Source organism: Enterobacter sp. SENG-6 (assembly GCF_001605945.1).
Classification (GTDB): Bacteria; Pseudomonadota; Gammaproteobacteria; order Enterobacterales; family Enterobacteriaceae; genus Enterobacter; species Enterobacter cloacae.
The window spans coordinates 1-22,091 of sequence record NZ_LOMM01000024.1 but is presented as its reverse complement, the minus strand read 5'-3'; the positions used below and the strand labels follow the sequence as shown (position 1 = coordinate 22,091).

18 protein-coding genes and 1 pseudogene are annotated in these 22,091 nt (G+C 54.9%); 17 read left to right on the top strand and 2 right to left on the bottom strand.

Annotated elements, in window-relative coordinates:
- Positions 1-15 precede the first annotated feature (15 nt).
- The 14 genes from traQ (at position 16) to AX755_RS13400 (ending at position 17,626) form a co-directional block, all read left to right on the top strand.
- A complete protein-coding gene (gene traQ, locus AX755_RS13465) occupies positions 16-264 on the top strand; it encodes a type-F conjugative transfer system pilin chaperone TraQ (protein WP_008324126.1) in 249 nt (82 codons plus the stop codon).
- A complete protein-coding gene (trbB, locus tag AX755_RS13460; RefSeq protein ID WP_008324125.1) occupies positions 254-808 on the top strand; it encodes a type-F conjugative transfer system pilin assembly thiol-disulfide isomerase TrbB in 555 nt (184 codons plus the stop codon). The genes traQ and trbB overlap by 11 nt, the downstream gene beginning before the upstream one ends.
- On the top strand, positions 801-1,229 hold the full coding sequence (locus AX755_RS13455; RefSeq protein ID WP_008324122.1) for a hypothetical protein: 429 nt from the start codon (positions 801-803) through the stop codon (positions 1,227-1,229). Before trbB ends, AX755_RS13455 begins: the two co-directional genes overlap by 8 nt.
- Positions 1,216-2,586 (top strand): conjugal transfer pilus assembly protein TraH, encoded by a 1,371-nt coding sequence (traH, locus tag AX755_RS13450; protein ID WP_016247527.1) that lies wholly within the window; start codon positions 1,216-1,218, stop codon positions 2,584-2,586. The genes AX755_RS13455 and traH overlap by 14 nt, the downstream gene beginning before the upstream one ends.
- Positions 2,586-5,408, top strand: coding sequence for a conjugal transfer mating-pair stabilization protein TraG (gene traG / locus AX755_RS13445; protein WP_008324119.1), 2,823 nt, complete (start codon positions 2,586-2,588; stop codon positions 5,406-5,408). The genes traH and traG overlap by 1 nt, the downstream gene beginning before the upstream one ends.
- A gap of 21 nt (positions 5,409-5,429) precedes the next feature.
- Positions 5,430-5,861 (top strand): entry exclusion protein, encoded by a 432-nt coding sequence (locus tag AX755_RS13440; RefSeq protein WP_008324118.1) that lies wholly within the window; start codon positions 5,430-5,432, stop codon positions 5,859-5,861.
- 74 nt (positions 5,862-5,935) lie between these two features.
- A complete protein-coding gene (locus AX755_RS13435; protein ID WP_008324909.1) occupies positions 5,936-6,610 on the top strand; it encodes a tetratricopeptide repeat protein in 675 nt (224 codons plus the stop codon).
- 133 nt (positions 6,611-6,743) lie between these two features.
- Positions 6,744-8,954 carry a type IV conjugative transfer system coupling protein TraD gene (gene traD, locus AX755_RS13430; protein WP_022652256.1) on the top strand — a complete coding sequence of 737 codons (2,211 nt, stop codon included), beginning with the start codon at positions 6,744-6,746 and terminating at the stop codon, positions 8,952-8,954.
- Positions 8,954-14,194 carry a conjugative transfer relaxase/helicase TraI gene (gene traI, locus AX755_RS13425; protein WP_023307204.1) on the top strand — a complete coding sequence of 1,747 codons (5,241 nt, stop codon included), beginning with the start codon at positions 8,954-8,956 and terminating at the stop codon, positions 14,192-14,194. The genes traD and traI overlap by 1 nt, the downstream gene beginning before the upstream one ends.
- Before the next feature lies 1 nt (position 14,195).
- A complete protein-coding gene (gene traX / locus AX755_RS13420) occupies positions 14,196-14,933 on the top strand; it encodes a type-F conjugative transfer system pilin acetylase TraX (protein ID WP_008324912.1) in 738 nt (245 codons plus the stop codon).
- A 66-nt stretch (positions 14,934-14,999) separates the two neighbouring features.
- On the top strand, positions 15,000-15,719 hold the full coding sequence (finO, locus tag AX755_RS13415) for a fertility inhibition protein FinO (RefSeq protein ID WP_008324922.1): 720 nt from the start codon (positions 15,000-15,002) through the stop codon (positions 15,717-15,719).
- Complete coding sequence (locus tag AX755_RS13410; protein WP_008324924.1) at positions 15,712-16,503, top strand: DsbA family protein; 792 nt, start codon at positions 15,712-15,714, stop codon at positions 16,501-16,503. The genes finO and AX755_RS13410 overlap by 8 nt, the downstream gene beginning before the upstream one ends.
- A gap of 147 nt (positions 16,504-16,650) precedes the next feature.
- Positions 16,651-17,196 carry a phospholipase D family nuclease gene (locus AX755_RS13405; protein WP_008324931.1) on the top strand — a complete coding sequence of 182 codons (546 nt, stop codon included), beginning with the start codon at positions 16,651-16,653 and terminating at the stop codon, positions 17,194-17,196.
- A 151-nt stretch (positions 17,197-17,347) separates the two neighbouring features.
- Positions 17,348-17,626 (top strand): replication regulatory protein RepA, encoded by a 279-nt coding sequence (locus AX755_RS13400; RefSeq protein ID WP_008324932.1) that lies wholly within the window; start codon positions 17,348-17,350, stop codon positions 17,624-17,626.
- Positions 17,627-17,661: 35 nt separating this feature from the next.
- On the opposite strand, the pseudogene AX755_RS26070 reads toward AX755_RS13400, so the two are convergent.
- Positions 17,662-17,765 (bottom strand): annotated as a pseudogene (locus AX755_RS26070) (replication protein RepA).
- A 79-nt stretch (positions 17,766-17,844) separates the two neighbouring features.
- Between AX755_RS26070 and tap the strand changes: the two are divergent.
- The 3 genes from tap (at position 17,845) to AX755_RS13390 (ending at position 20,672) form a co-directional block, all read left to right on the top strand.
- A complete protein-coding gene (tap, locus tag AX755_RS26065) occupies positions 17,845-17,922 on the top strand; it encodes a RepA leader peptide Tap (RefSeq protein WP_011201829.1) in 78 nt (25 codons plus the stop codon).
- On the top strand, positions 17,903-18,778 hold the full coding sequence (repA, locus tag AX755_RS13395; RefSeq protein WP_085952537.1) for an incFII family plasmid replication initiator RepA: 876 nt from the start codon (positions 17,903-17,905) through the stop codon (positions 18,776-18,778). The genes tap and repA overlap by 20 nt, the downstream gene beginning before the upstream one ends.
- Before the next feature lie 1,417 nt (positions 18,779-20,195).
- Positions 20,196-20,672, top strand: a complete 477-nt coding sequence (locus AX755_RS13390) for a hypothetical protein (protein ID WP_045341329.1) — start codon at positions 20,196-20,198, stop codon at positions 20,670-20,672.
- A 101-nt stretch (positions 20,673-20,773) separates the two neighbouring features.
- Here the strand turns inward: AX755_RS13390 and AX755_RS13385 are convergent, their stop codons facing one another.
- Entirely contained in the window at positions 20,774-21,694 is a 921-nt protein-coding gene (locus tag AX755_RS13385; protein ID WP_045341327.1) for an AbiTii domain-containing protein, read from the bottom strand.
- Positions 21,695-22,091 lie beyond the last annotated feature (397 nt).

The following is a 22,091-nucleotide window of genomic DNA, read 5'->3' as shown; positions in this document are numbered from 1 at the left end:
ACAGGAAGAGTTCGCATGCGCAAATTCCGTTTTCGCCTGCCTGAGTTCGACGTGCCCGGATTATGGGTGCTGAGCCTCGGGATATGGTTTCACATTGTTTCCCGCCTGGTCCGGCGCGAGCCGGAGATGGCCATTCTTCTGGCGCAGATAATCGGCGTATCGATGGCGCTCTGGGGGGGCTACCGCATCATCAACCGCTGGATTGATGCCGCCCGTGAGGCCGAAAAGGCCCGTGATGCCGGAGGATGCCGACATGAACCTTAGACATACCGTGTTTACCGTGGCGCTCATGTCCCTCTGCCTGGCCACACAGGCTTCCACAATGGACGAGATCAAATCGTTATGGCATCCACAGGGGGCGCGAACGTCGGGATCTCTGCCAACATCCCCGGAAGACCCTGAAGTTAAGCCACTTCCGGCGAAGCCGCCGGTCTGGTACCGCCTCAGCAACGGCCGCCAGATCAATCTGGCCGACTGGAAGGTCGTGCTGTTTATGCAGGGACACTGCCCGTACTGCCACCAGTTTGATCCGGTCCTGAAGTCGCTGTCGGCACGGGTGGGGTTTGGGGTGATGGCCTACACCATCGACGGTCAGGGGGATGCGTCCTTTCCCGATGCGTTGCCCGCGCCGCCGGAGGTGATGAAAACCTTTTTCCCTAACCTGCCCGTGGCCACGCCAACCACCTTTCTCGTCAACGTAAACACCCTTGAAGCCCTGCCCCTGCTGCAGGGCGCGACCGACGAACAGGGCTTTATGGCCCGCATGGATACGGTCCTTCAGATGCGTGGAGTGGGTAACAATGGCTGATCAGAACAATGCAGAGGAACACGACATGATGACCTCCGGAATGCTTCAGAGAGCTACGACGCCAGAGTTAATCGCGCTCAGGGCACGGAAAGAGGACGCACGGTTCGGCGTTTATGCTGAGTGGGCGGGCATTTTGCTCATTGCCGGCGTGCTGTCGCGCGTCTTTATGACATACGTTTTCAATGCCTGCGTCGGCGACTGGCTCAGGGACGGTCACCTGCAGCTGAAAGATTTGTGGAACGTGTTGATGTACGCCATTCCACTGATATTTATCGCGCTGAGCGGCGGGCTTGCCGTTGCAGGTGGCGTTTATGCAATCCTGAACTCGCTTTATACGAAAGGGCAAATGTTCATACTAAAACGAAAAATGGGAAAACTCGCCCTGCAGGCGAGTCGGGAGGGTGCCGATGTTCGTCCGTAAACCTCTCTCCATACTGTGTGGCCTCCTTCTTGCGTGTTCAGCGAGCGTGAGTGCCGACGTGAACAGTGACATGAACACCTTCTTTAATAAGCTGGGCTTTGCGTCCAACACCAGCCAGCCACAGGTCTGGCAGGGCCAGGCCGCGGGCTACGCCACGGGCGGCTCACTCTACGCGCGCACGCAGGTGAAAACCGTCCAGCTTATCTCCATGACGCTGCCCGACATCAACGCCGGCTGCGGCGGCATCGATGCCTATCTGGGCTCCTTCAGCTTTATTAACAGCGATCAGTTGCAGCGTTTCGCCAAGCAGATTATGTCCAATGCGGCCGGATACTTCTTCGATCTGGCGCTGCAGACCACGGTACCGGAAATCAAGACCGCTAAAGACTTCCTGCAGAAGATGGCCAGCGACATTAACAGCATGAACCTCAGCTCCTGCCAGGCGGCGCAGGGGATTGTCGGCGGTCTGTTTCCGCGCACTCAGGTCTCCCAGCAGAAGGTCTGCCAGGACATTGCCGGTGAGAGCAACATGTTTGCCGACTGGGCGGCATCCCGCCAGGGCTGCACGGTGGGGGGAAGCATGGATAAGGTCCGTGATAAGGCCAGTGATAAGGATAAAGAGCGCATAACGAAGAATATCAATGTCATCTGGAATGCGCTCGGAAAGAACCGCATGTTTGACGGGAATAAAGAGCTTAAGGAGTTCATCATGACCCTGACCGGAACAATGGTCTTTGATGAGAAGGGTAATATAACCCCGCTTCCGGCAAGAACGACCGATCGCGACCTTATTCGGGCCATGATGGAGGGGGGGACTGCACGGGTGTATCACTGTAATGACAGCGATAAATGTCTGAAGGTGGTTGCCGATGCTAATGTCACGATCAGCCAGAAAAATGCACTGAAAAATCAGATAAAAGACATCCTTTCCAGCATTCAGAATAAAGCCGTTGCCGATCTAAAGTTAACCGAGAAAGAGAAGGGATTTATCACAAGTACTACCATCCCGGTCTTCAAGTACCTGGTTGATCCACAGATGCTGGGGGTTTCTAACAGCCTCGTTTATCAGCTAACCGATTACATCGGCTACGACATTCTTCTCCAGTACATCCAGGAGCTGGTCCAGCAGGCCCGTGCAATGGTGGCAACGGGAAACTATGACCAGGCGGTTATCGACAGCATCAATAATAACCTCAACGAAGCCACGCGGCAGATAGCCTCCTTCCAGGCACAGGTGCAGGTACAGCAGGATGCGCTTTTGGTTGTTGACCGCCAGATGAGCTACATGCGCCAGCAGGTCTCGGCACGCATGCTGCAGCGCTACCAGAACAACTATCACTTCGGGGGGGCGCGCTGATGCAGGAAATCTATGTCATCGCGGGCGGCGACTGGCTGACGCAGACGCTGAATGCCATCGTCACGTTCATGTCGACGGAGAACTGGGTTGTTATTCGGCGTATTGCGACGGCTTTCTCTGTGCTGGTTGTAGCCATTTCGTGGATACGACGGCACAACATCATGGATATGCTGGGCTGGGCAGGCGTCATTGTGCTGATGTCGCTGCTGGTCAGTGTTCGCACCTCCGTACAAATAATCGATATCAGTAATCAGACAAAGGTCTATAAAGTCGATAACGTGCCCGTCGGGCTGGCACTGCCTGCATCGCTGACCACCAAAATCGGATATGCCCTTGTTCAGGGGTATGAAATGGTCTTTTCACAGCCCGACAGCATCACCTACAGCAAAACCGGCATGATATTTGGGGCGAATCTGGTTTCACGCAGTACGGACTTTTTATCACAGAACCCAGAGATAACTACGATATTCACGGACTATGTGCAGAACTGCGTGATGGGCGATATTTTCCTGAACGGAAAATATACCATGGAAGATCTAATGAACAGTGCAGACCCGTATACGCTGATTTTCTCAAAGCCGAGTCCGCTGAGGGGGGTATTCAACAACAATAATCAGTTTTTAACCTGTGAAGAAGCCGCTGCGGTAATTAAGCCAAAGCTTGCCCTGGATACTCAGACCGGAGGAAAAACATGGAGTTACTACGTGCGTCAGCTTTTTGGCGGACGTCCGAATCCTGACATTTTGTTCAGCCAGATGATCGGGGACAGCTATAACTATTTCTATGGTGCTGGTCAGAGCGCCGCGTCGATTGTCCGTCAGAATGTGACGATGAACGCTTTGCGAAATGGCATCATGAGCTATGCAGCCCGCAACGGTGACACCTCAAGCCTGCTGAATATCGCCACTACGTCATCGATGGAGAAGCAGCGGCTGGCGCATGCGACGGTCGGTCAGGTGGCATTACGCTCACTACCTATGTCTCAGACGTTGATTGTCGGTCTGACCATCGGAATATTCCCCCTGATGGTGCTGGGCGGGATGTTTAACGCCGTCACCCTTAATGTGCTGAAGGGGTACGTGCTGGCTATCATGTGGGTGCAGAGCTGGCCACTGCTTTACGCCATCCTCAACAGCTGCATGACCTTCTATGCGAAGGCCAACGGTTCACCAGTGGTTCTCTCGGAGTTGTCACAGGTGCAGATAAAATACTCAGACCTCGCTACCACGGCAGGCTATCTGTCGATGCTTATCCCGCCACTGGCATGGGGAATGCTGAAGGGACTGGGGGCGGGGTTCTCAAATCTCTACAGCCATCTGGCCTCTTCCGCTATCAGCCCTGCAGCCACTGCTGCCTCTGGTGCTGTTGATGGTAACTACTCTTACGCTAACATGCAGACAGAAAATGTGAGTGGTTTTAACTGGAATACCAATAGCTCAACAGTATTTGGACAAATGAGCCAACAGTTGGCTAACGGAGCCAGTTCGACGCAAATGCGTGATGGTAGTGTAGTGACAGATTCCAGTGGTGCTACGTCACGTATTCCTATGAGTATCAACATGACTCGTCAGATTGCAACCGCACAGCAGGCAATGGCCCGCGAGGCACAAACCCAGTCAGAGAGTGCATTGCATGGATATAACAGTAGTTTGAGTAGCGCATGGAATACGCTTAGTCAGTTTGGCTCAAACCGTGGTAGCAGTAATTCAATGACCAGTGGCGCAGACAGCACTATGAGTGCTCAGGATTCTATGATGGCCAGCAGGATGCGCAGCGCAGTAGAAAGCTATGCGAAAGGGCATAATATTAGTAATGAACAGGCCACTCAAGAGTTAGCGTCAAGGAGCACCAGAGCGTCACTCGGATTGTATGGTGATGCACATGCTAAAGGAAGTATGGGGCTGAATGTGCTGGGTACCGGAGGAGGGGTAGGGTTTCAGGCAGGAGTTAAGGCGGGAGTTGATTTTTCCGATGACGATATGCACCAAGCAACAAATAGCTCTCGAGCTAGCCATGATGCTCGACATGATATGGATGCTAAAGCAACCCAGGACTTTAAGGAGGCGAGTGATTACTTTACTAGCCGTAAAGTCAGTGAATCTGGGAGCCATACGGACAATAATGCGGCTTCCCGAGCAGATCAACTTTCGGCATCGTTGAACTCAGCAAAACAGAGCTATGATCAGTACACCACAAGTCAGGCTCGTAGCCATGAATATGCTGAAATGGCGTCTCGTACAGAAAGTATGAGTGGTCAAATGAGCGAGGATCTAAATCAGCAGTTTGCCCAGTATGTCCGTAAACATGCACCTCAAGATGCAGATACATTGCTTACTAATACCAGCTCAGCAGAAATCGCAGGAAAACGTCGGGAACTGGCTTGGGGATTTGTTCAGGAGCAGGTACAACCGAGCGTTGATGCATCATATTCAGCAGCTAAAGGAAATGTTGGCCATGGTATGGGGGCCATTTCTGGTGGCGGTGGAAATAGCGATGTTAGTGCCGATCACCAGTCTCATCAGGCTACTATCGAACAACGTACACAGGACAGCGGAATTCAGAATAATGTAAAAGACCAAGTTGATAATATGCTCACAACATCGAGAGAGAATATAGCCGATACTAAAGGAGGAATACGCGATGAAGAAGGCAGCATAAATAAACAGTATTCTGATCTGCAAAAACATCATAATTCAGAGCAATCTTCGCAAATGAATACGTATAATAAGGAAAAGGAGTCTCAAGAACGAGTGCCGGGGGCTGACAGTCCTGAAGAACTGATGAAGAAGGCAAAAAAATATCAAGATAAACATAAGCAGTAACAGGATGCCAGAGAGGGTGCGATGAGAAATCTGCTTCAGATATTCATGGTAGTGTTGTTTCAGTCTATTGCTTGTTATCTGGCTGGATGGTTAGTTACGGAGGTGGTATTCATTGGTGCAACTGTGCTCTTATGGCAAGGATTGTTCATCTATTTGTTTTATAAAATATCTAAGAATAAAGGCAGTGTTGAACCCTACACATACAACAGGGTAGTTTGGTATGTGATAATGCCTATATGTTCACTGGCTCCTCCTCTTGTTACTTTTTTTGTATTCATTGTGGGTACATTGATGGATTTATATAAGGTTAGCGGGTGTATAAGCATCAAAGAGTGGCTTGAAAAAAACAAGGTAGATGGCGCCCACTCTATAAATAATGACTTTGAATCCGTGGACTTTGATAATGTTAATTATAATCCGGAAAGTAATTATCCAATGGGTTGGAAGCGTTAGATTGAGTTGTAGGATTTCATAGTCAGTTTCATGGTTGTGTATGGATATAATATTTAGTTTTATGGAGGTAAACAATGCGAGTGTTCTATGGGATGTTGGGAGTTTTTGTTTTCCTGTCGTGTACCTTGAGTGTAAGGGCTAGCGACGACTACTACACTAACTTAAAAAAAGATGCGAATTCTGGAAACGCATTAGCTCAATATAAGCTAGGTGCAATGTATTTGGTCGTATCTGGTGATTATAAAAAAGCTTTTTATTGGACTAATAAGTCGGCGATTCAGGGTAATTCAGATGCCCAAAATAACCTAGGTCTGCTCTATTATTATGGGCAAGGTGTTGATAAAAATATAAAAAAAGCAGGCTATTGGTGGGGGAAGGCAGCAGATGCAGGGAATGCATCTGCTCAGAATGACTTGGCAATGCTTTATAAAAATGGATTATTGAAAGATGCCCGTTGTGATAAAATAATGGATTTGCTTAACTCCTCAGCTCAAAAAGATTTTGAGTTGGCATATTTGAATATTGGAAACCTGTATTCTACAGGTGAGTGTGTTAATAGGGATATGCACGAGGCGGTGATCTGGTGGGAGAAAGCATCCATTAAAAATAACGGACAGGCTGAGTTTAATTTGGCAGGGGCTTATATGAGAGGTGATGGTGTATTTCCAGGTTCTGGAATGGCAGATATCTATTTGAAAAAATCATGCTCACATGGATATGCAGGAGCGTGTGATTTACTTAAAAAATAACATTCATTATTAATAATCTCCCCGCCTTTAGTTAAATGATGTCATCCTAGTGTTTTGTAACGGATGACATTAAATCAATTGCTTTCTGAAATCATGGTCGCTATACATATAGACCAACCTCTATGAGGCTAATATGAGTTTTAATGCTAAGGATATGACCCAGGGCGGTCAGATCGCGAGCATGCGTATCCGTATGTTCAGTCAAATTGCCAATATCATCGTGTACTGTCTCGTCATTCTCTTCGGCATCATTGTCGCGATTACGCTGTCGGTTAAACTGACCTGGCAGACGTTCGTGAACGGCATGGTTTATTACTGGTGTCAGACGCTGGCCCCCATGCGCGATATTTTTAAATCCCAGCCTGTCTATACCATCCGTTATTACGGCCATGAGCTGAAGTACAACGCGCAGCAAATACTGCAGGACAAATATATCCAGTGGTGCGCCGACCAGGTCTGGACGGCCTTTATTCTTGCTGCCATCATCGCGGCCGTGGTGTGCGTTATTACCTTCTTTGTCACCACCTGGATTCTGGGCCATCAGGGTAAGCAGCAGAGTGAGGACGAGATAACGGGAGGGCGCCAGCTGACTGACGACCCGAAAGCGGTGGCGAAAATGCTCAGGCGCGACGGTCTCGCATCCGACATCAAAATCGGTGAGCTGCCGCTTATTAAGGACTCGGAGATCCAGAACTTCTGTCTGCACGGTACCGTCGGGGCCGGTAAATCAGAAGTTATCCGCCGTCTGATGAACTACGCCCGCCAGCGTGGCGATATGGTCATCGTGTATGACCGCTCCTGTGAGTTCGTCAAAAGCTACTATGATCCGGCCACAGATAAAATCCTTAACCCGCTGGATGCGCGCTGCGCTGCATGGGACCTGTGGCGGGAGTGCCTGACGCAGCCTGACTTCGACAACGTTTCCAACACGCTTATTCCTATGGGCACGAAGGAAGACCCCTTCTGGCAGGGGTCGGGACGTACCATCTTTGCCGAAGCCGCATATCTGATGCGCAACGACAAGGACCGCAGCTACAGCAAGCTGGTCGACACGCTGCTTTCCATCAAGATTGAGAAGCTGCGCTCGTACCTGAAAAACTCCCCGGCGGCGAACCTGGTGGAAGAGAAAATCGAGAAAACGGCCATCTCCATCCGCGCCGTGCTGACCAACTACGTCAAGGCTATCCGCTACCTGCAGGGCATCGAAAATAACGGCGAGTCATTCACCATACGCGACTGGATGCGCGGCGTTCGTGAGGATGGTAAAAACGGCTGGCTGTTTATCTCCTCCAATGCTGACACCCACGCTTCCCTCAAGCCGGTTATCTCCATGTGGTTGTCCATCGCCATTCGCGGGCTGCTGGCGATGGGGGAAAACCGTAACCGCCGCGTGTGGATCTTCGCCGACGAGCTGCCTACCCTGCACAAGCTGCCGGACCTGGTTGAGATCCTGCCGGAGGCGCGTAAGTTTGGCGGCTGCTACGTCATTGGCATTCAGTCCTACGCCCAGCTGGAAGATATTTACGGGCAGAAGCCGGCGGAAACGCTGTTCGACGTGCTGAACACCCGTGCCTTCTTCCGCTCGCCGTCGCGCAATATCGCCGAGTTCGCCGCTGGCGAAATCGGTGAAAAAGAAATCCTCAAGGCGTCCGAGCAGTATTCCTACGGTGTGGACCCGGTACGCGACGGTACCTCGGTCGGCAAGGACATGGAGCGCGTCACCCTGGTGAGTTACTCCGACGTCCAGACGTTGCCGGATCTCTCCTGCTACGTCACGCTTCCCGGACCTTATCCTGCCGTGAAAATGGCGCTGAAGTATCAGCAGCGTCCAAAGGTGGCACCGGAATTCATTCCGCGCACCATCGACGGGAAAGCGGAGGAACGCCTGAATGCCGCGCTGGCTGCACGTGAACATGAATCCCGCAGCATCGCCATGCTCTTTGAACCGGATGCCGATGTTGTCGCGCCAGAGGGCGGTGCGGAGAATGTTGGTCAGCCACAGCAGCCACAGCAGCCACAGCAGCCACAGCAGCCACAGCAGCCACAGCAGCCACAGCAGCCACAGCAACTGACGCCCGCGCCCCGCGCTGCAGACGCGGCATCCGTAGCAGGTGCGGCAGGCGCCGGCGGTGTGGAGCCTGAGCTGAAGACAAAGGCGGAAGAGGCAGAGCAGCTGCCGCCCGGCATCAGTGAAAGCGGTGAAGTAGTGGATATGGCGGCATGGGAGGCGTGGCAGGCGGAGCAGGACGAACTGTCTCCTCAGGAGAGGCAGCGTCGTGAAGAAGTGAACATCAACGTTCACCGGGCGCCTGAAAAGGATCTTGAGCCGGGAGGATACATCTGATGATGAGCATCGGATCGGTAAAATCCGCCGGCAGCGCGGGCAATTATTACACCGACAAGGACAACTACTACGTTATCGGTAGTATGGGCGAGCGCTGGGCCGGAAAAGGGGCTGAAGCGCTGGGGCTCAGCGGCGGGGTGGACCAGAAGGTCTTTACGAAGGTTCTGGAGGGACGCCTGCCGGACGGCAGCGACCTCAGCCGGACTCAGGACGGGGCGAACAAACACCGTCCGGGCTACGACTTCACCTTCTCTGCGCCCAAAAGTGTCTCCGTGATGGCCATGCTGGGAGGCGACAAGCGTCTTATTGAGGCACACAACCGCGCGGTGGAGACCGCCATTAAGCAGATAGAGGCAATGGCCTCCACGCGGGTTATGACGGAGGGCAGGAGCGAGACGCAGCTGACCGGCAACCTGGTGATGGCGCTGTTTAACCACGATACCAGCCGCGACCAGGAGCCGCAGCTGCACACCCACGCGGTGGTGGCCAATGCCACTCAGCATGGCGATGAGTGGCGAACGCTCAGCAGCGACAAAGTGGGTAAAACCGGGTTTATTGAGAATATCTACGCCAACCAGATTGCCTTTGGCCGCCTGTATCGTGCCGCGCTGAAGGATGACGTCGCGGCGATGGGCTATGAGACTGAGACGGTCGGCAAACACGGCATGTGGGAGCTGAAGGGCGTACCGACGGAGCCGTATTCCAGCCGCAGCAGGACCATCAGCGAGGCGGTCGGGGATGACGCGTCCCTGAAGTCCCGCGACGTGGCGGCGCTCGATACCCGCCAGTCGAAGCAGAAGGTTGACCCCGAACAGCGCATGGCCGAGTGGATGCATACCCTGAAAGAGACGGGGTTTGACATTAAAGCCTACCGTGAGGCGGCAGACCTGCGGGTTGTGCAGGGGAATATTCCCGCAACGACGCCTGAAGCCATTGATATTAACAGCAGCGTCGGGCAGGCCATCGCGATGCTGAGCGACCGGCGGGCGCGGTTCACGTATTCCGAACTGCTGGCCACCACCCTCGGGCAGCTGCCCGCGCGGTCGGGCATGGTGGAGATGGCGCGTGACGGCATCGATGCGGCGATAAAAAATGAGCAGCTCATCCCGCTGGATAAAGAGAAGGGGCTGTTTACCTCGAACATCCACGTGCTGGATGAGCTGTCGGTGTCGGCGATGACCCGCGATTTACAGCGGACGGGGCAGGCCGACATTTTTCCGGATAAAAGCGTGCCCCGCAGCCGGTCATACAGCGATGCCGTGAGTGTCCTGGCCCAGGACCGTCCGCCGGTGGCGATCATTTCGGGTCAGGGCGGGGCGGCCGGCCAGCGTGAGCGCGTGGCGGAGCTGACGATGATGGCGCGCGAACAGGGGCGTGACGTGCAGATTATCGCCGCCGACAGGCGTTCGCGCAGCGCCCTTATGCAGGATGAGCGCCTCAGCGGCGAGCATATCACCGACAGGCGGGGGCTGACGGAGGGCATGGCCTTTACGCCCGGCAGCACGCTGATTGTGGACCAGGGGGAGAAGCTGACCCTGAAAGAAACGCTCACGCTGCTCGACGGTGCGCTGCGCCATAACGTCCAGCTGCTGATTGCCGACAGCGGCCAGCGCACCGGGACCGGCAGCGCCCTCACCGTCATGAAGGAAGCGGGAGTGAGCACGCTCGCGTGGCAGGGCGGTGAGAAGACGCAGGTCTCGGTTATCAGCGAGCCTGACCGGCGGCAGCGGTATGACCGCCTGGCCGCTGACTTTGCCCGAAGCGTCCGCGCAGGTGAACACAGCGTGGCGCAGGTCACCGGTCCGCGCGAGCAGGCGGTGCTCGCAGGCGTAGTCCGCGAGGCGCTTAAGGCGGAAAAGGTGCTGGGCGAGCGGGAGGTCAGTATCACCACGCTGGAGCCGGTCTGGCTCGACAGCCGCCATCAGCAGGTGCGCGACCACTACCGGGAGGGGATGGTCATGGAGCGCTGGAATGCCGAAGAGCGCAGCCGGGAACGCTTTGTCATTGACCGCGTGACGGGCCGCAACAACAGCCTGACGCTGCGCAACGCCCAGGGTGAGACGCGGGTGACCCGCCTGTCTGAACTCAACAGCAGCTGGTCGCTGTACCGCACCGGCACGCTGCAGGTGGCCGAAGGCGACCGTCTGGCAGTGCTGGGTCAGGCGCAGGGGACGCGGCTCAGGGGAGGCGATACGGTGACCGTTAAGGCGCTCGGGGAGGCGGGGCTCGTCGTCAGCCTGCCGGGGCGTAAGGCGGACGTGGTCCTGCCCGCCGGCGACAGCCCGTTTACCGCCGCGAAGGTGGTTCAAGGCTGGGTGGAGTCGCCGGGCCGCTCGGTGAGCGACAGCGCCACGGTTTTTGCCTCGCTGTCGCAGCGCGAGCTGGATAACACCACGCTGAACAAACTGGCGCTCAGCGGCCGGGCGGTGCGGCTCTATTCCGCGCAGACGGCGCAGAAAACGACGGAGAAGCTGTCGCGTCAGTCTGCCTGGAGCGTCGTGTCCGAACAGATTAAGGATGCGGCGGGGCATGACAGGCTCGATGATGCCCTGGCGCACCAGAAGGCCGGTCTGCACACGCCGGAGCAGCAGGCTATCCATCTGGCCATTCCGGTGCTGGAGGGGAACGGCCTGGCGTTCACGAAGCCGCAACTGATGGCCGCCGCGAAAGAATTTGAGCAGGACAGCCTCAGCCTGCAGGCCATCGAAAAGGAAGCGGACCGTCAGGTGCGCAGCGGCGACCTGCTGTCGGTGCCGGTATCGCCGGGAAACGGCCTGCAGCTGCTGGTCTCACGCCAGTCGTACAACGCTGAAAAAAGCATTATCCGCCACGTCCTTGAGGGAAAGGAGGCCGTCACCCCGCTGATGGATAAGGTTCCGGACGCGCAGCTGGCGGGCCTGACCGACGGGCAGCGGAACGCCACGCGCATGATACTTGAATCCCCCGACCGCTTTACCCTGGTGCAGGGCTACGCCGGGGTGGGTAAAACCACCCAGTTCCGGGCAGTCATGTCGGCCATCGGCACGCTGCCGGAACGGGAGCAGCCGCGCGTTATCGGCGTGGCCCCCACCCACCGGGCGGTGAGCGAGATGCGCGATGCGGGCGTGCCTGAAACGCAGACGCTGGCGGCCTTTATTCACGACACGCAGCAGCAGCTGCGCGGCGGCGAACGAACGGACTTCAGCAACGTGCTGTTTCTCGTGGATGAAAGCTCAATGGTCGGTAACGCCGACATGGCGAAGGCGTACAGCCTGATTGCCGGGGGCGGGGGGCGCGCGGTCTCCAGCGGGGATACCGACCAGCTGCAGTCCATTGCCCCGGGCCAGCCCTTCCGCCTGCTGCAGAAGCGCAGCGCCATTGACGTGGCGGTGATGCAGGAGATCGTCCGCCAGACGCCGGAACTAAAACCTGCCGTCTACAGCCTGATTAGCCGCGATATCGGCAGCGCCCTGACGACCATTGAGAGCGTGGCGCCGGCACAGGTGCCGCGCAGGGCGGATGCCTGGCAGCCGGACAGCTCCGTCATGGAGTTCAGCCGCGAACGGGAGGAGGCCATTGCGAAAGCCGTGGCGGCCGGCGACCTGATGCCCGGCGGGCAGCCCGCGACGCTGCTGGAGGCCATCGTGAAGGACTACACGGGGCGCACGTCAGAGGCGCAGGCGCAGACCATCGTTATCACCGCCCTGAACGCCGACCGCCGCCAGGTGAACGCCATGATTCATGACGCCCGTCAGGGTGCCGGCGAGGTGGGCGAAAAAGAGGTCACGCTGCCGGTTCTCACGCCTGCCAATATCCGCGACGGGGAGCTGCGGCGCATGGCAACGTGGGAGGCATCCCGCGACAGCCTGGTTCTGCTGGACAGCACCTATTACAGCATTGAGGCGCTGGACGGGGAGGCGCACCTGGTGATGCTGAAGGATGCGCAGGGCAACACCCGCAGCCTGTCGCCCGCGCAGGCGGCGACAGAGGGCGTCACGCTCTACCGTCAGGACACCATTACCGTGTCGGAAGGCGACCGGATGCGCTTTTCGAAAAGCGACAACGAGCGGGGCTTCGTGGCCAACAGCGTCTGGTCGGTCAGTGAGATAAAAGGTGACAGCGTCACGCTGTCGGACGGGAAACAGACCCGTACGCTCACGCCGTCAGCCGAGCAGGCAGAGCAGCACATCGACCTGGCCTATGCCGTCACCGTTGAAGGCTCACAGGGTGCGAGCGAGCCCTTCTCCATCTCCCTGCAGGGTACGGACGGCGGACGTAAGCGGATGGTGAGCTTCGAGTCAGCCTACGTGGCGCTGAGCCGCATGAAGCAGCACGCGCAGGTCTATACCGACAACCGGGATAAGTGGGTGGCCGCGATGGAAAAATCGCAGGCGAAAAGTACGGCGCATGACATTCTGGAGCCGCGCGGCGACCGCGCCGTCGCGAATGCCGCCCGCCTGACGGCGACGGCAAAAGCGCTGGGTGAGGTGCCTGCCGGTCGCGCCGCGCTGCGCCAGGCCGGGCTGCAGCCCGAGGGCTCGATGGCGAAATATATCTCGCCGGGGCGTAAATACCCGCAGCCGCACGTGGCGCTCCCGGCCTTCGACCGCAACGGCAGGAAGGCGGGCGTCTGGCTGAGCGCCCTGACGTCCGGAGACGGGCAGCTTAAGGGGCTCGCTGGTGAAGGCCGGGTGATGGGCAGCGGGGACGCGGCGTTTGCGGGTCTGCAGGCCAGCCGTAACGGCGAGTCGCTGCTGGCGCGGGATATGGAAGAGGGCGTGCGGCTCGCGAGGGAGAATCCGCAGAGCGGCGTGGTGGTGCGGCTCGAAGGCGAGGCGCGACCGTGGAACCCCGGCGCCATTACCGGCGGTCGGGTCTGGGCCGACGGCCTGCCCGATGCCACTGGTACGCAGCCCGCAGAAACGGTGCCGCCGGAGGTGCTGGCACAGCAGGCCCGGGAGGCTGAGGTGCAGCGGGAGCTGGATAAGCGTGCCGAAGAGGCGGTCCGCGAGATGGCCCGCAGCGGCGACAGGCCGGCCGGAGGGGCTGACGTCGCCGTCCGGGATGTGGTGCGGGATATGGATCGGATAAAAGAAACGCCGGCATCTCCCCTCACGCTGCCGGATGCGCCGGAAGAACGCCGCCGGGATGAGGCGGTGTCTCAGGTGGTGCGCGAGAGCGTGCAGCGGGACCGCCTGCAGCAGATGGAGCGCGAAACGGTGCGAGACCTTGAGCGTGAAAAGACCCTGGGAGGCGACTGATATGCGCGCTGAAAACCATCCGCTCTTCCCCCTTGTGGTGGTGGCCGACTGCTGGCTGCAGCGTCTGCTTGTGTGGACGCCGGGCCAGACCGACCTTATCAAAACCGTGGCGCTGCTGCTGATGGTGGCCGACCACATCAGCATGCTGTGCGGACTGGATAATGACTGGCTGCGTCTTGCCGGTCGGGGAGCGTTTCCGCTCTTTGGCCTGGTCTGGGCCATGAACCTCGCCCGCCATCCGCAGATTCAGCAGCGCGCCCTGAACCGGCTCTGGATATGGGCCGGGGTGGCGCAGGGCGGCTGGATACTGGCCGGGCTGCGCCCGGACCTGGGCAATATTCTGTTTGCCTTTGCGGTCAGCGGACAGGCACTGGCGATGATGCAGCGGCACGGGCCGCGCACGTGGCCGCTCTCCCTGATGCTGGTTCTGGCCTGGCTGCCGTTTTCGGCGGGAAGCTACGGGCTGGCGGGGGTAGTGATGCTGATGCTGGCCTGCGGCGTATGTATGACGGGCCGGCGCACCACGCGCACGGGGCTGGCGCTGTGTCTGGCACTGGCGATACTCGCGCTGAATGCCGCGGACAGCCCCGCCTTTGCCATCGCGGGTCTGGTAATACCCGGCGTTACCCTGACGGTGCTGAGCCGGACCTGTTGCCGCGTGCCGAGGTTCTGGCCGCGCGAATTTTTCCCGCTGTTCTACGCGGTGCACCTTGCCGTCATCGGACTGATGGTGATGTGATATCTGCCGTGTCAGAATAGGGTCAGTCAGGGGAGTATACGTGAAACAGATTTATCCGGAGGCAGGATGACAGAGCAGGGGCGCCCCACGCTGACGCTGCGCCGCAAAGCGGAGCCAGAAGGTCAGCGTGCCGTAAGCAACAGTGAACCGGACGGTGCGGGTCCGGGCCGGGTCACGCGTAAAAAGACCGTGGTGGTGAACACGACGCCTGCCTGGAAGGTCAGGAAGCAGGCGGTGGATGAGAGCGCGAAAAAGGCGCAGGCGGACGAGAAGGCCGCCAGAAAAGCAGAGAAAGCCCGGCAGTGGGCTGAGCGACAGGCCCAGGAGAGGGAGGCCATGCGGGCGGCCAGGCGCAAACCTGCCCCGGAACCGGTGTACCGGAAGGTCATGCCGCTTGCGGACGCGCTCGCGCTCCTGAAGCGTTGCTGGCCAGCCCTGGTGACGGACGGCCAGCCGCAGCTCCTGGCGGTCAACATCCGGGAGGCAATGGTCAATGACATTCGCCGGCGCGGGCTGGAGATTTCCGTGAAGACGCTGAAACGCTGCCTTGCCGCCGTCACCCGCTCGGATGCGTATCTGGGCGCCATGACGGTGGGCGCGTGGCGTAAAAACCTTGCCGGTGAACCGGTCGCAGCGGTGAGTGCGGAGGAGGCGGCGTATGCCGTGGAGCGCAGGGCTCAGGAGCACGCTAAACGACAGCGCAGGGCGGTTAGAAGCGTCGCCACCCGTGCACGGAACGAACTGATAACAACCGAGAAGAGAAAAACACAGGATGAACATGAATAAAACCCTTTCAGTCATGCTTGCCGCAGGCCTTCTGGTCTCCGGCGTGGCGGGGGCAGCAGAGAAACCTGCCGTTGCCTTTACCCCGGAACAGGAAGCCCGCATTGGTGAAATCGCGAAAGACTACCTGCTGGCTCATCCGGAAGTGCTGGTTGAGGTCAGCCAGAAGCTGCAGGCCCAACAGCAGGAGAAGCAGCAGCAGGCGATGACGGCCGCCGTGGTTCAGAATCAGGCAGCGCTGCTGAACGATAAAGGCACACCATCATATGGTCCTGCTGATGCGAAAGTGACGGTCGTTGAATTCTTTGATTACCAGTGCATCTACTGTGCCCGCCTGGCGCCGGAACTGGAGAAGGTAATAAAAGCTAACCCGGACGTGCGCTTTGTGTTCAAGGAATTCCCGATATTTGGCCAGCGCTGGCCGGCGTCGCTCAGTGCGGCGAAAACCGGGCTTCAGATCTGGAAGCAGAAGGGGGCCGATGCTTACCTTAACTATCACAACGCGATTTACGCTACCGCCCACAACGAGGGTAAGCTGACCGATGCTGATATCAGCGCGGCCGCAAAAGCCGTGAAGTTCGATGCGAAAACAGCCCCAGATGTTCAGGGGACCCTGGATGGCATAAACACACTTGCGCAGCAGCTGGGCTTCAGCGGTACCCCGGCCCTGGTGGTTCTCCCGTCAGCCGGCGCCAGTGCTGATAACGTGACGGTTATTCCGGGATACACCAGCGCGGAGGCCCTGCAGCAGGCCATCAGTCATGCTGCCGGTGATACCAAAAAATAATCAGGCGTCCGCCAACTGATACCGCTAAAAGAGACTGACGCCTTCGCCGTGCTCAGTTGTCCAACCCCGGAGAAGGGTAAAAGCAAGTTTTCCCCGTCTCCGGCGTTTCTGGTTAACACATCCGAACAGTATTTCTGAGGTTATTTAATGCGTAAGTTCACCTTTCGCCAGCTGGCCGTGTCCGGTCTGGTATGTCTTTCGCTGAGCTGTATTCAGCCCGCAGCAGCGGCATCCTCCGTTCAGGTCGGCTTTTCACCTGAAGGCAGCGCGTTGCAGCTGGTCCTTAAGACGATTGAGTCAGCACAGCAGGAAATTCGGCTGATGGGCTACTCATTTACGTCTCCGGAGGTGGTTAGTGCGCTTGTCAGGGCAAAACGTCGTGGTGTGGATGTGAAGATAGTGCTTGATGAAAAGGGCAACCGGAGCAAAGCCAGCCAGGCGGCGATGAACATCGTGGTGAACGCGGGAATTCCGCTGCGCACCAACGGTCGCTACGCCATCATGCATGACAAAGTCATTATTGTTGATAATCATACAGTTGAGGCTGGTAGCTTTAACTACACTCGCTCTGCTGCATCGCGGAATAGCGAGAATGTGCTGGTTATTAATGAGGTGCCGGAAGTGGCACAAACCTACCTTCAGCACTGGCAGTCGCGCTGGGACGGAGGAACGGACTGGCATTCTTCATACTAAGTCGCATCGTCATTTGATCCGCAATCTACATCTATCCTGGTGAACCATGCGCCAACATGGCTCACACCTTCGCGTAAAGTTAAGTCGCTGATTTCAGATATCTGTAGTATTCTCTGCAAACGATCCAAGTTTGATCCTTGAGGAGGCAGAGATGTCGCAGATCGAAAATGCAGTAACTTCCTCATCGAAAGAAAAGCGTTCTTACCGAAAAGGTAAGCCGATGTCGGCGAGTGAAAGACAGCTTGCCGCGATTGCGCGTAAACGTGAAACACATAAAGAAGTGAAGGTTTTTGTTAAAAATCCTCTTAAAGATTGGATGATTACGATCTGTGAAGAGGAAGGGCTCACTCAAGCTCAGTTTATTGAGACCTTACTCGAACGTGAACTTTCTGAACGCGGCGTTCTCGATGTAAAGACTTCACATTCTTGAACGTTTTCTCATTGGATGCTAGATTACTGATCGTTTTAGTGAATTCTTGGTTGGCCACGCCATAAGGTGGCAGGGAACTGGTTCTGATGAGGTGTCTACCCGGGACCAGAAAAGCAAAAACCCCGATAATCTTCACCAGGTTTGGCGACTAAGAGAAGATTAACGGGGCCTACTTAAACTGTATAGAAGCTGTTGCTCTATGCAGGGAGTATAGTTTTATGCTCAGAAAACTGCAATACCCGTTTCTGTGCCATTTACTCCTTCCGTGCAACATAAGTGCGGGAAGGTGTGACTGACGCCCAGACCCTGTTCTCCCATTACCGTCAGGTCAAAAACCCGAACCCGGCATTCACGCCGCGTGAAGGCAAAAAGACACTGCCGTTCTGTCGTAAGCTGATGGCGAAAGCCGAAGGCTTCACGTCCCGTTTTGACTTTTCCATCCATGTGGCGTTCTTACGCTCGCTGGGTAAACGTCACCGGATGCCGCCACTGTTGCGCCGCCGGGCCATCGATGCCCTGCTCCAGGGGCTGTGTTTCCACTATGACCCGCTGGCCAACCGCGTTCAGCGCTCCATCACCAATCTGGCCATCGAGTGCGGTCTCGCCACCGAGTCGAAAAGCGGTAATCTGTCCATCACCCGCGCCACGCGGGCGCTGACGTTTATGGCGGAGCTGGGGCTGATTACCTATCAGACCGAGTATGACCCGCAGATTGGCTGCAATATCCCGACCGATACCACCTTCACGCCGGCACTGTTCTCCGCGCTCGACGTCTCTGACGTGGCCGTTGTGGCCGCGAGGCGCAGCCGTGTGGAATGGGAGAATCAGCAGCGTAAGAAGCAGAACCTGAAGCCGCTGGAGATGGACGAGCTGATAGCGAAGGCCTGGCGGTTTGTGCGCGAACGGTTCCGCAGCTACCAGTCCGAACGTAAACAGCATGGCCTGAAGCGCGCCCGCGCCCGACGTGACGCGGACAGAGCCCGTAAGGACATTGTGACGCTGGTGAAACAGCAGCTGACGCGTGACTACGCCAAAGGGCGTTTCGTCGGCGACAGGGATGCTCTCCAGCGTGAGCTGGAGCGGCGCGTGAAAGAGCGCATGCTGATGTCGCGTGGTAACAACTACACGCGGCTGGCCACCGTCCCCATATAACCCTTCCTGTGTGAAAAATCCGGCTGGCGCCGGAGGGTTTCGCACGTCTGCAGTCCATCGTTGACGGTTTTCTGCACGAAATGACGGCCGTCCTTCCTGACATTCACCCCATTCCGCCATCAGAATGGCCAGAAATTGCATCAGAGTGGCCACATCTCGTCGCCAGATTCAGTTACCCACAAATAACTGCAAGGGACCTTTCCATAAGGTTACAACCGTTATGCTTACAGAGCGCCAGCCGACCTGATTTCAAAGTGCGTGGTTTCCTTTAAAAACCTGCTCTGTACTTCTTTTAAATATCTTTTATTTCATTCATATAAATATATAACCTGTTCGTCGCCTGACCTGTGGACAGGCTCCTGAAAATGCCCGCCCTTGCAGCGGACTCACGTCCGCGCCGGTTCGGCAACTGCCTAAAGTAGCTCCCATCGCTACGCGACGGGCCCCGGCACGGCACATATAGTTACAACATTCAAAATACTCACTCAAAAGCAGGAACAGTGCCTGCCTGAACCCTCACAGCCCCTCCCCACCACTGAAAAGCGCCGCCGCCCCCGGCCAAAGGCCGGGGAAGACATCGCTTTTAATGATGGGTGTTGTAACTATTCTTCTTCATCGTTGTGGGTGAAGCTGTGGTCAGTTGTTTAGTACACGCTCGTAAGCGGCCCTGCGGCCCGCTAATGCGGAGATACGCCCCGACTGCGGCTGTCGCCTTGTCGGGACCACTCCGACCGCGTACAGAGGCGTCTGAGCTGTTTTAAGCGGATATGGCTTTGCAGCTACCGTGTTAAGTTCCCTGGTGTCGCTGAAATAACTGAAGAACATCCCCCTAAGCGTCAGCAGCAAGCTGCCGCCGCCAAGGCCCCGGAAATCACGCCCTTTACGTCGTAAACGCCGTAAAGCCCGCTCACCGGGGTTAAAAGGGATTACCTTAATTTCTTCATTGCTGATAGCGGGTTAAGGCTAATCAGGGCAGGGGGTAGGGTGGCAGAATTTATAGCCCGGTAACCGGCTACGCCGGGCTTTCGGCGCCATTTGACTCTACAGACACATGTAACTTCGTCTGGCGCCTCCATACCGCTAACGCGGCATCCGATGCTGTAGTCTTTTATGTCTGCTTTGTGCTGTGAGCGGGCCTTTATTCATGAATGGAATAAAGCCTAATATCAAGAATTGTGATAATCACAATCTGGTCGTGCAACATGGGGATGCTTAGTATTGAAATTATTACTGAGTGATTATAGCCGTTTGATCTAGAAAGCTAAATTTTCGTAATGTGGCAAATCTGGTAGTAGTGCATTCCAAACGATCGTAGTATTATCTATAGCATCCTAACTCAAATGGACACTTCTACTTTTCGAGACTTAGAAATTAAAAAAATAGTCTAATTATCTAAATTATCATCAGGAGGCCGAAATTGTTTTTAGAAATAATAGGTGGTTTAGCAAGTGTCGCATCCATCTCGGGCATCACAGCTAAAGAGTTGATTCCATTTATATCTGATCCGGATAAGAAACTGTTTGAAAAATATTTCAGTTACCTTGAAGGTAAAAAGGTTTTAATTGCACCATTCGATTCAGAGGTTTCCCACGCAGTAATCAAAAGTTTAGAATCAATCAAAGAGAAAACAGAGCAGCTAAGATTAGACATTAAATCCAAGCAAGCGCAACATTTATTATTAGATTTAATCCACACTCTAAGCCAAAATTTAATGTTATTATATAAGCATCAAAATTCGATAGATGAAGTACTTTTTTATAAATCTTTGCAAAAAGTACGAGTTAAATTTGCAAGAGTATTATCTTTACTATGTTTTACGTATGAGGTCGATTTATCAAATCAACAAACTGATTTAGCAAGATTGGTGTTGGAACATGCTTACCGAGTAAGATAAAATCACACGAATAAATTTTCATAAATGGGCACTAACTACTTTTGAATGAACATTTAGCTTTACTGTACATATTAATATGGCCGCGAAATGCGGCCCATGATTTACTGCAAACCATAGTATTTCAGTGCAGCCTCCGTCAGAACTTTGGTTGCAACTGCCATCCCGACTTTCCAAGTCCCATCGGCAGCTTTTCTTATATTTGATGCAATCCAATTTTTTGCACCTTCCCCAAAAGGTTCTTCAGAACTTGATGGTGTTTCAGACGCTACAATCAGTGAAAAATCACGAGCATCTTCTTCAGAAATACCTGAATCTTTCAGGTAGTTTGCTACCGATTCTTTATTGTGTGATTGTATATTTACGTTAATAGTTGATTCGCTGCCACCAGAGATGGCATTACCAACGTTACCATAGATTATTTGTTGTGTTATTTGCTGGGCTTTTGATGCATTATCTTTATCCATGCCTTGAGTACCAAAAGTGATGTGTGCTGCTGAGGGAATTGATTTTTCAAATTCAATTGTTAATTCAAGAACTCTATTACGAACGGCTTGTGAAATTTCTGATAGTGATACTACTGAAATATCTCCAGAGATATCATTACAAGCATAACCTTTATATATCTTCCCTTGTAGAAGAAGGATTAAATTTGACGCATTAATCCCCAAAGAACCACCTTTTGTACTAACTTTAACAAGTTCGTCAACAGCAGCAATGCTTTCTCTGACGGAGTAGTTATTCCAGCTATCATTTGCAAACGTTTTTATTAATATTGGTGGGATAGGCGCATTTTTTATACCAGAGCCAAAAGGGCCAGAAAACGTGCCTTTATAAGTTACTCCTACTATTCTGTAATCGGGAAGCACAGCATCCTGAGGATAGCCTTCCGACTCATGTTTGACCCATTCTTCTAAATCGTTACTTCCTAATCTTGCTGCCAAGAGTCGGAGTTTGAGCAGTATTGGACCCAAGCTTGATCCATCTTGAACCACAGACTCTTGAATCTGATGTAGCAGGGACATTGTTCATCTCCGTATTAAAACCTATTTTGCCAGTTTATATGTATAAGTAATCGACATACAGTACTATGCCTAGTAAAACATCAGCCTTAGACGGTTGACGGGACAACACCATTCCCACACTATCCCGAGGATGTTATGTCCGCTCCTCGCAGACCTTCGGTGCTGGTAGACTGGCCCCATGAATCTCCAGACAGTTGGTATCACTTAAATTACCTGAACTTCTTCATTGTTGATAGCTGGTTAAAGCTAACCAGGGCAGGGGGCAGACAGGCAGAATTTATGGCACTGTTGCAAAGTTAGCGATGAGGCAGCCTTTTGTCTTATTCAAAGGCCTTACATTTCAAAAACTCTGCTTACCAGGCGCATTTCGCCCAGGGGATCACCATAATAAAATGCT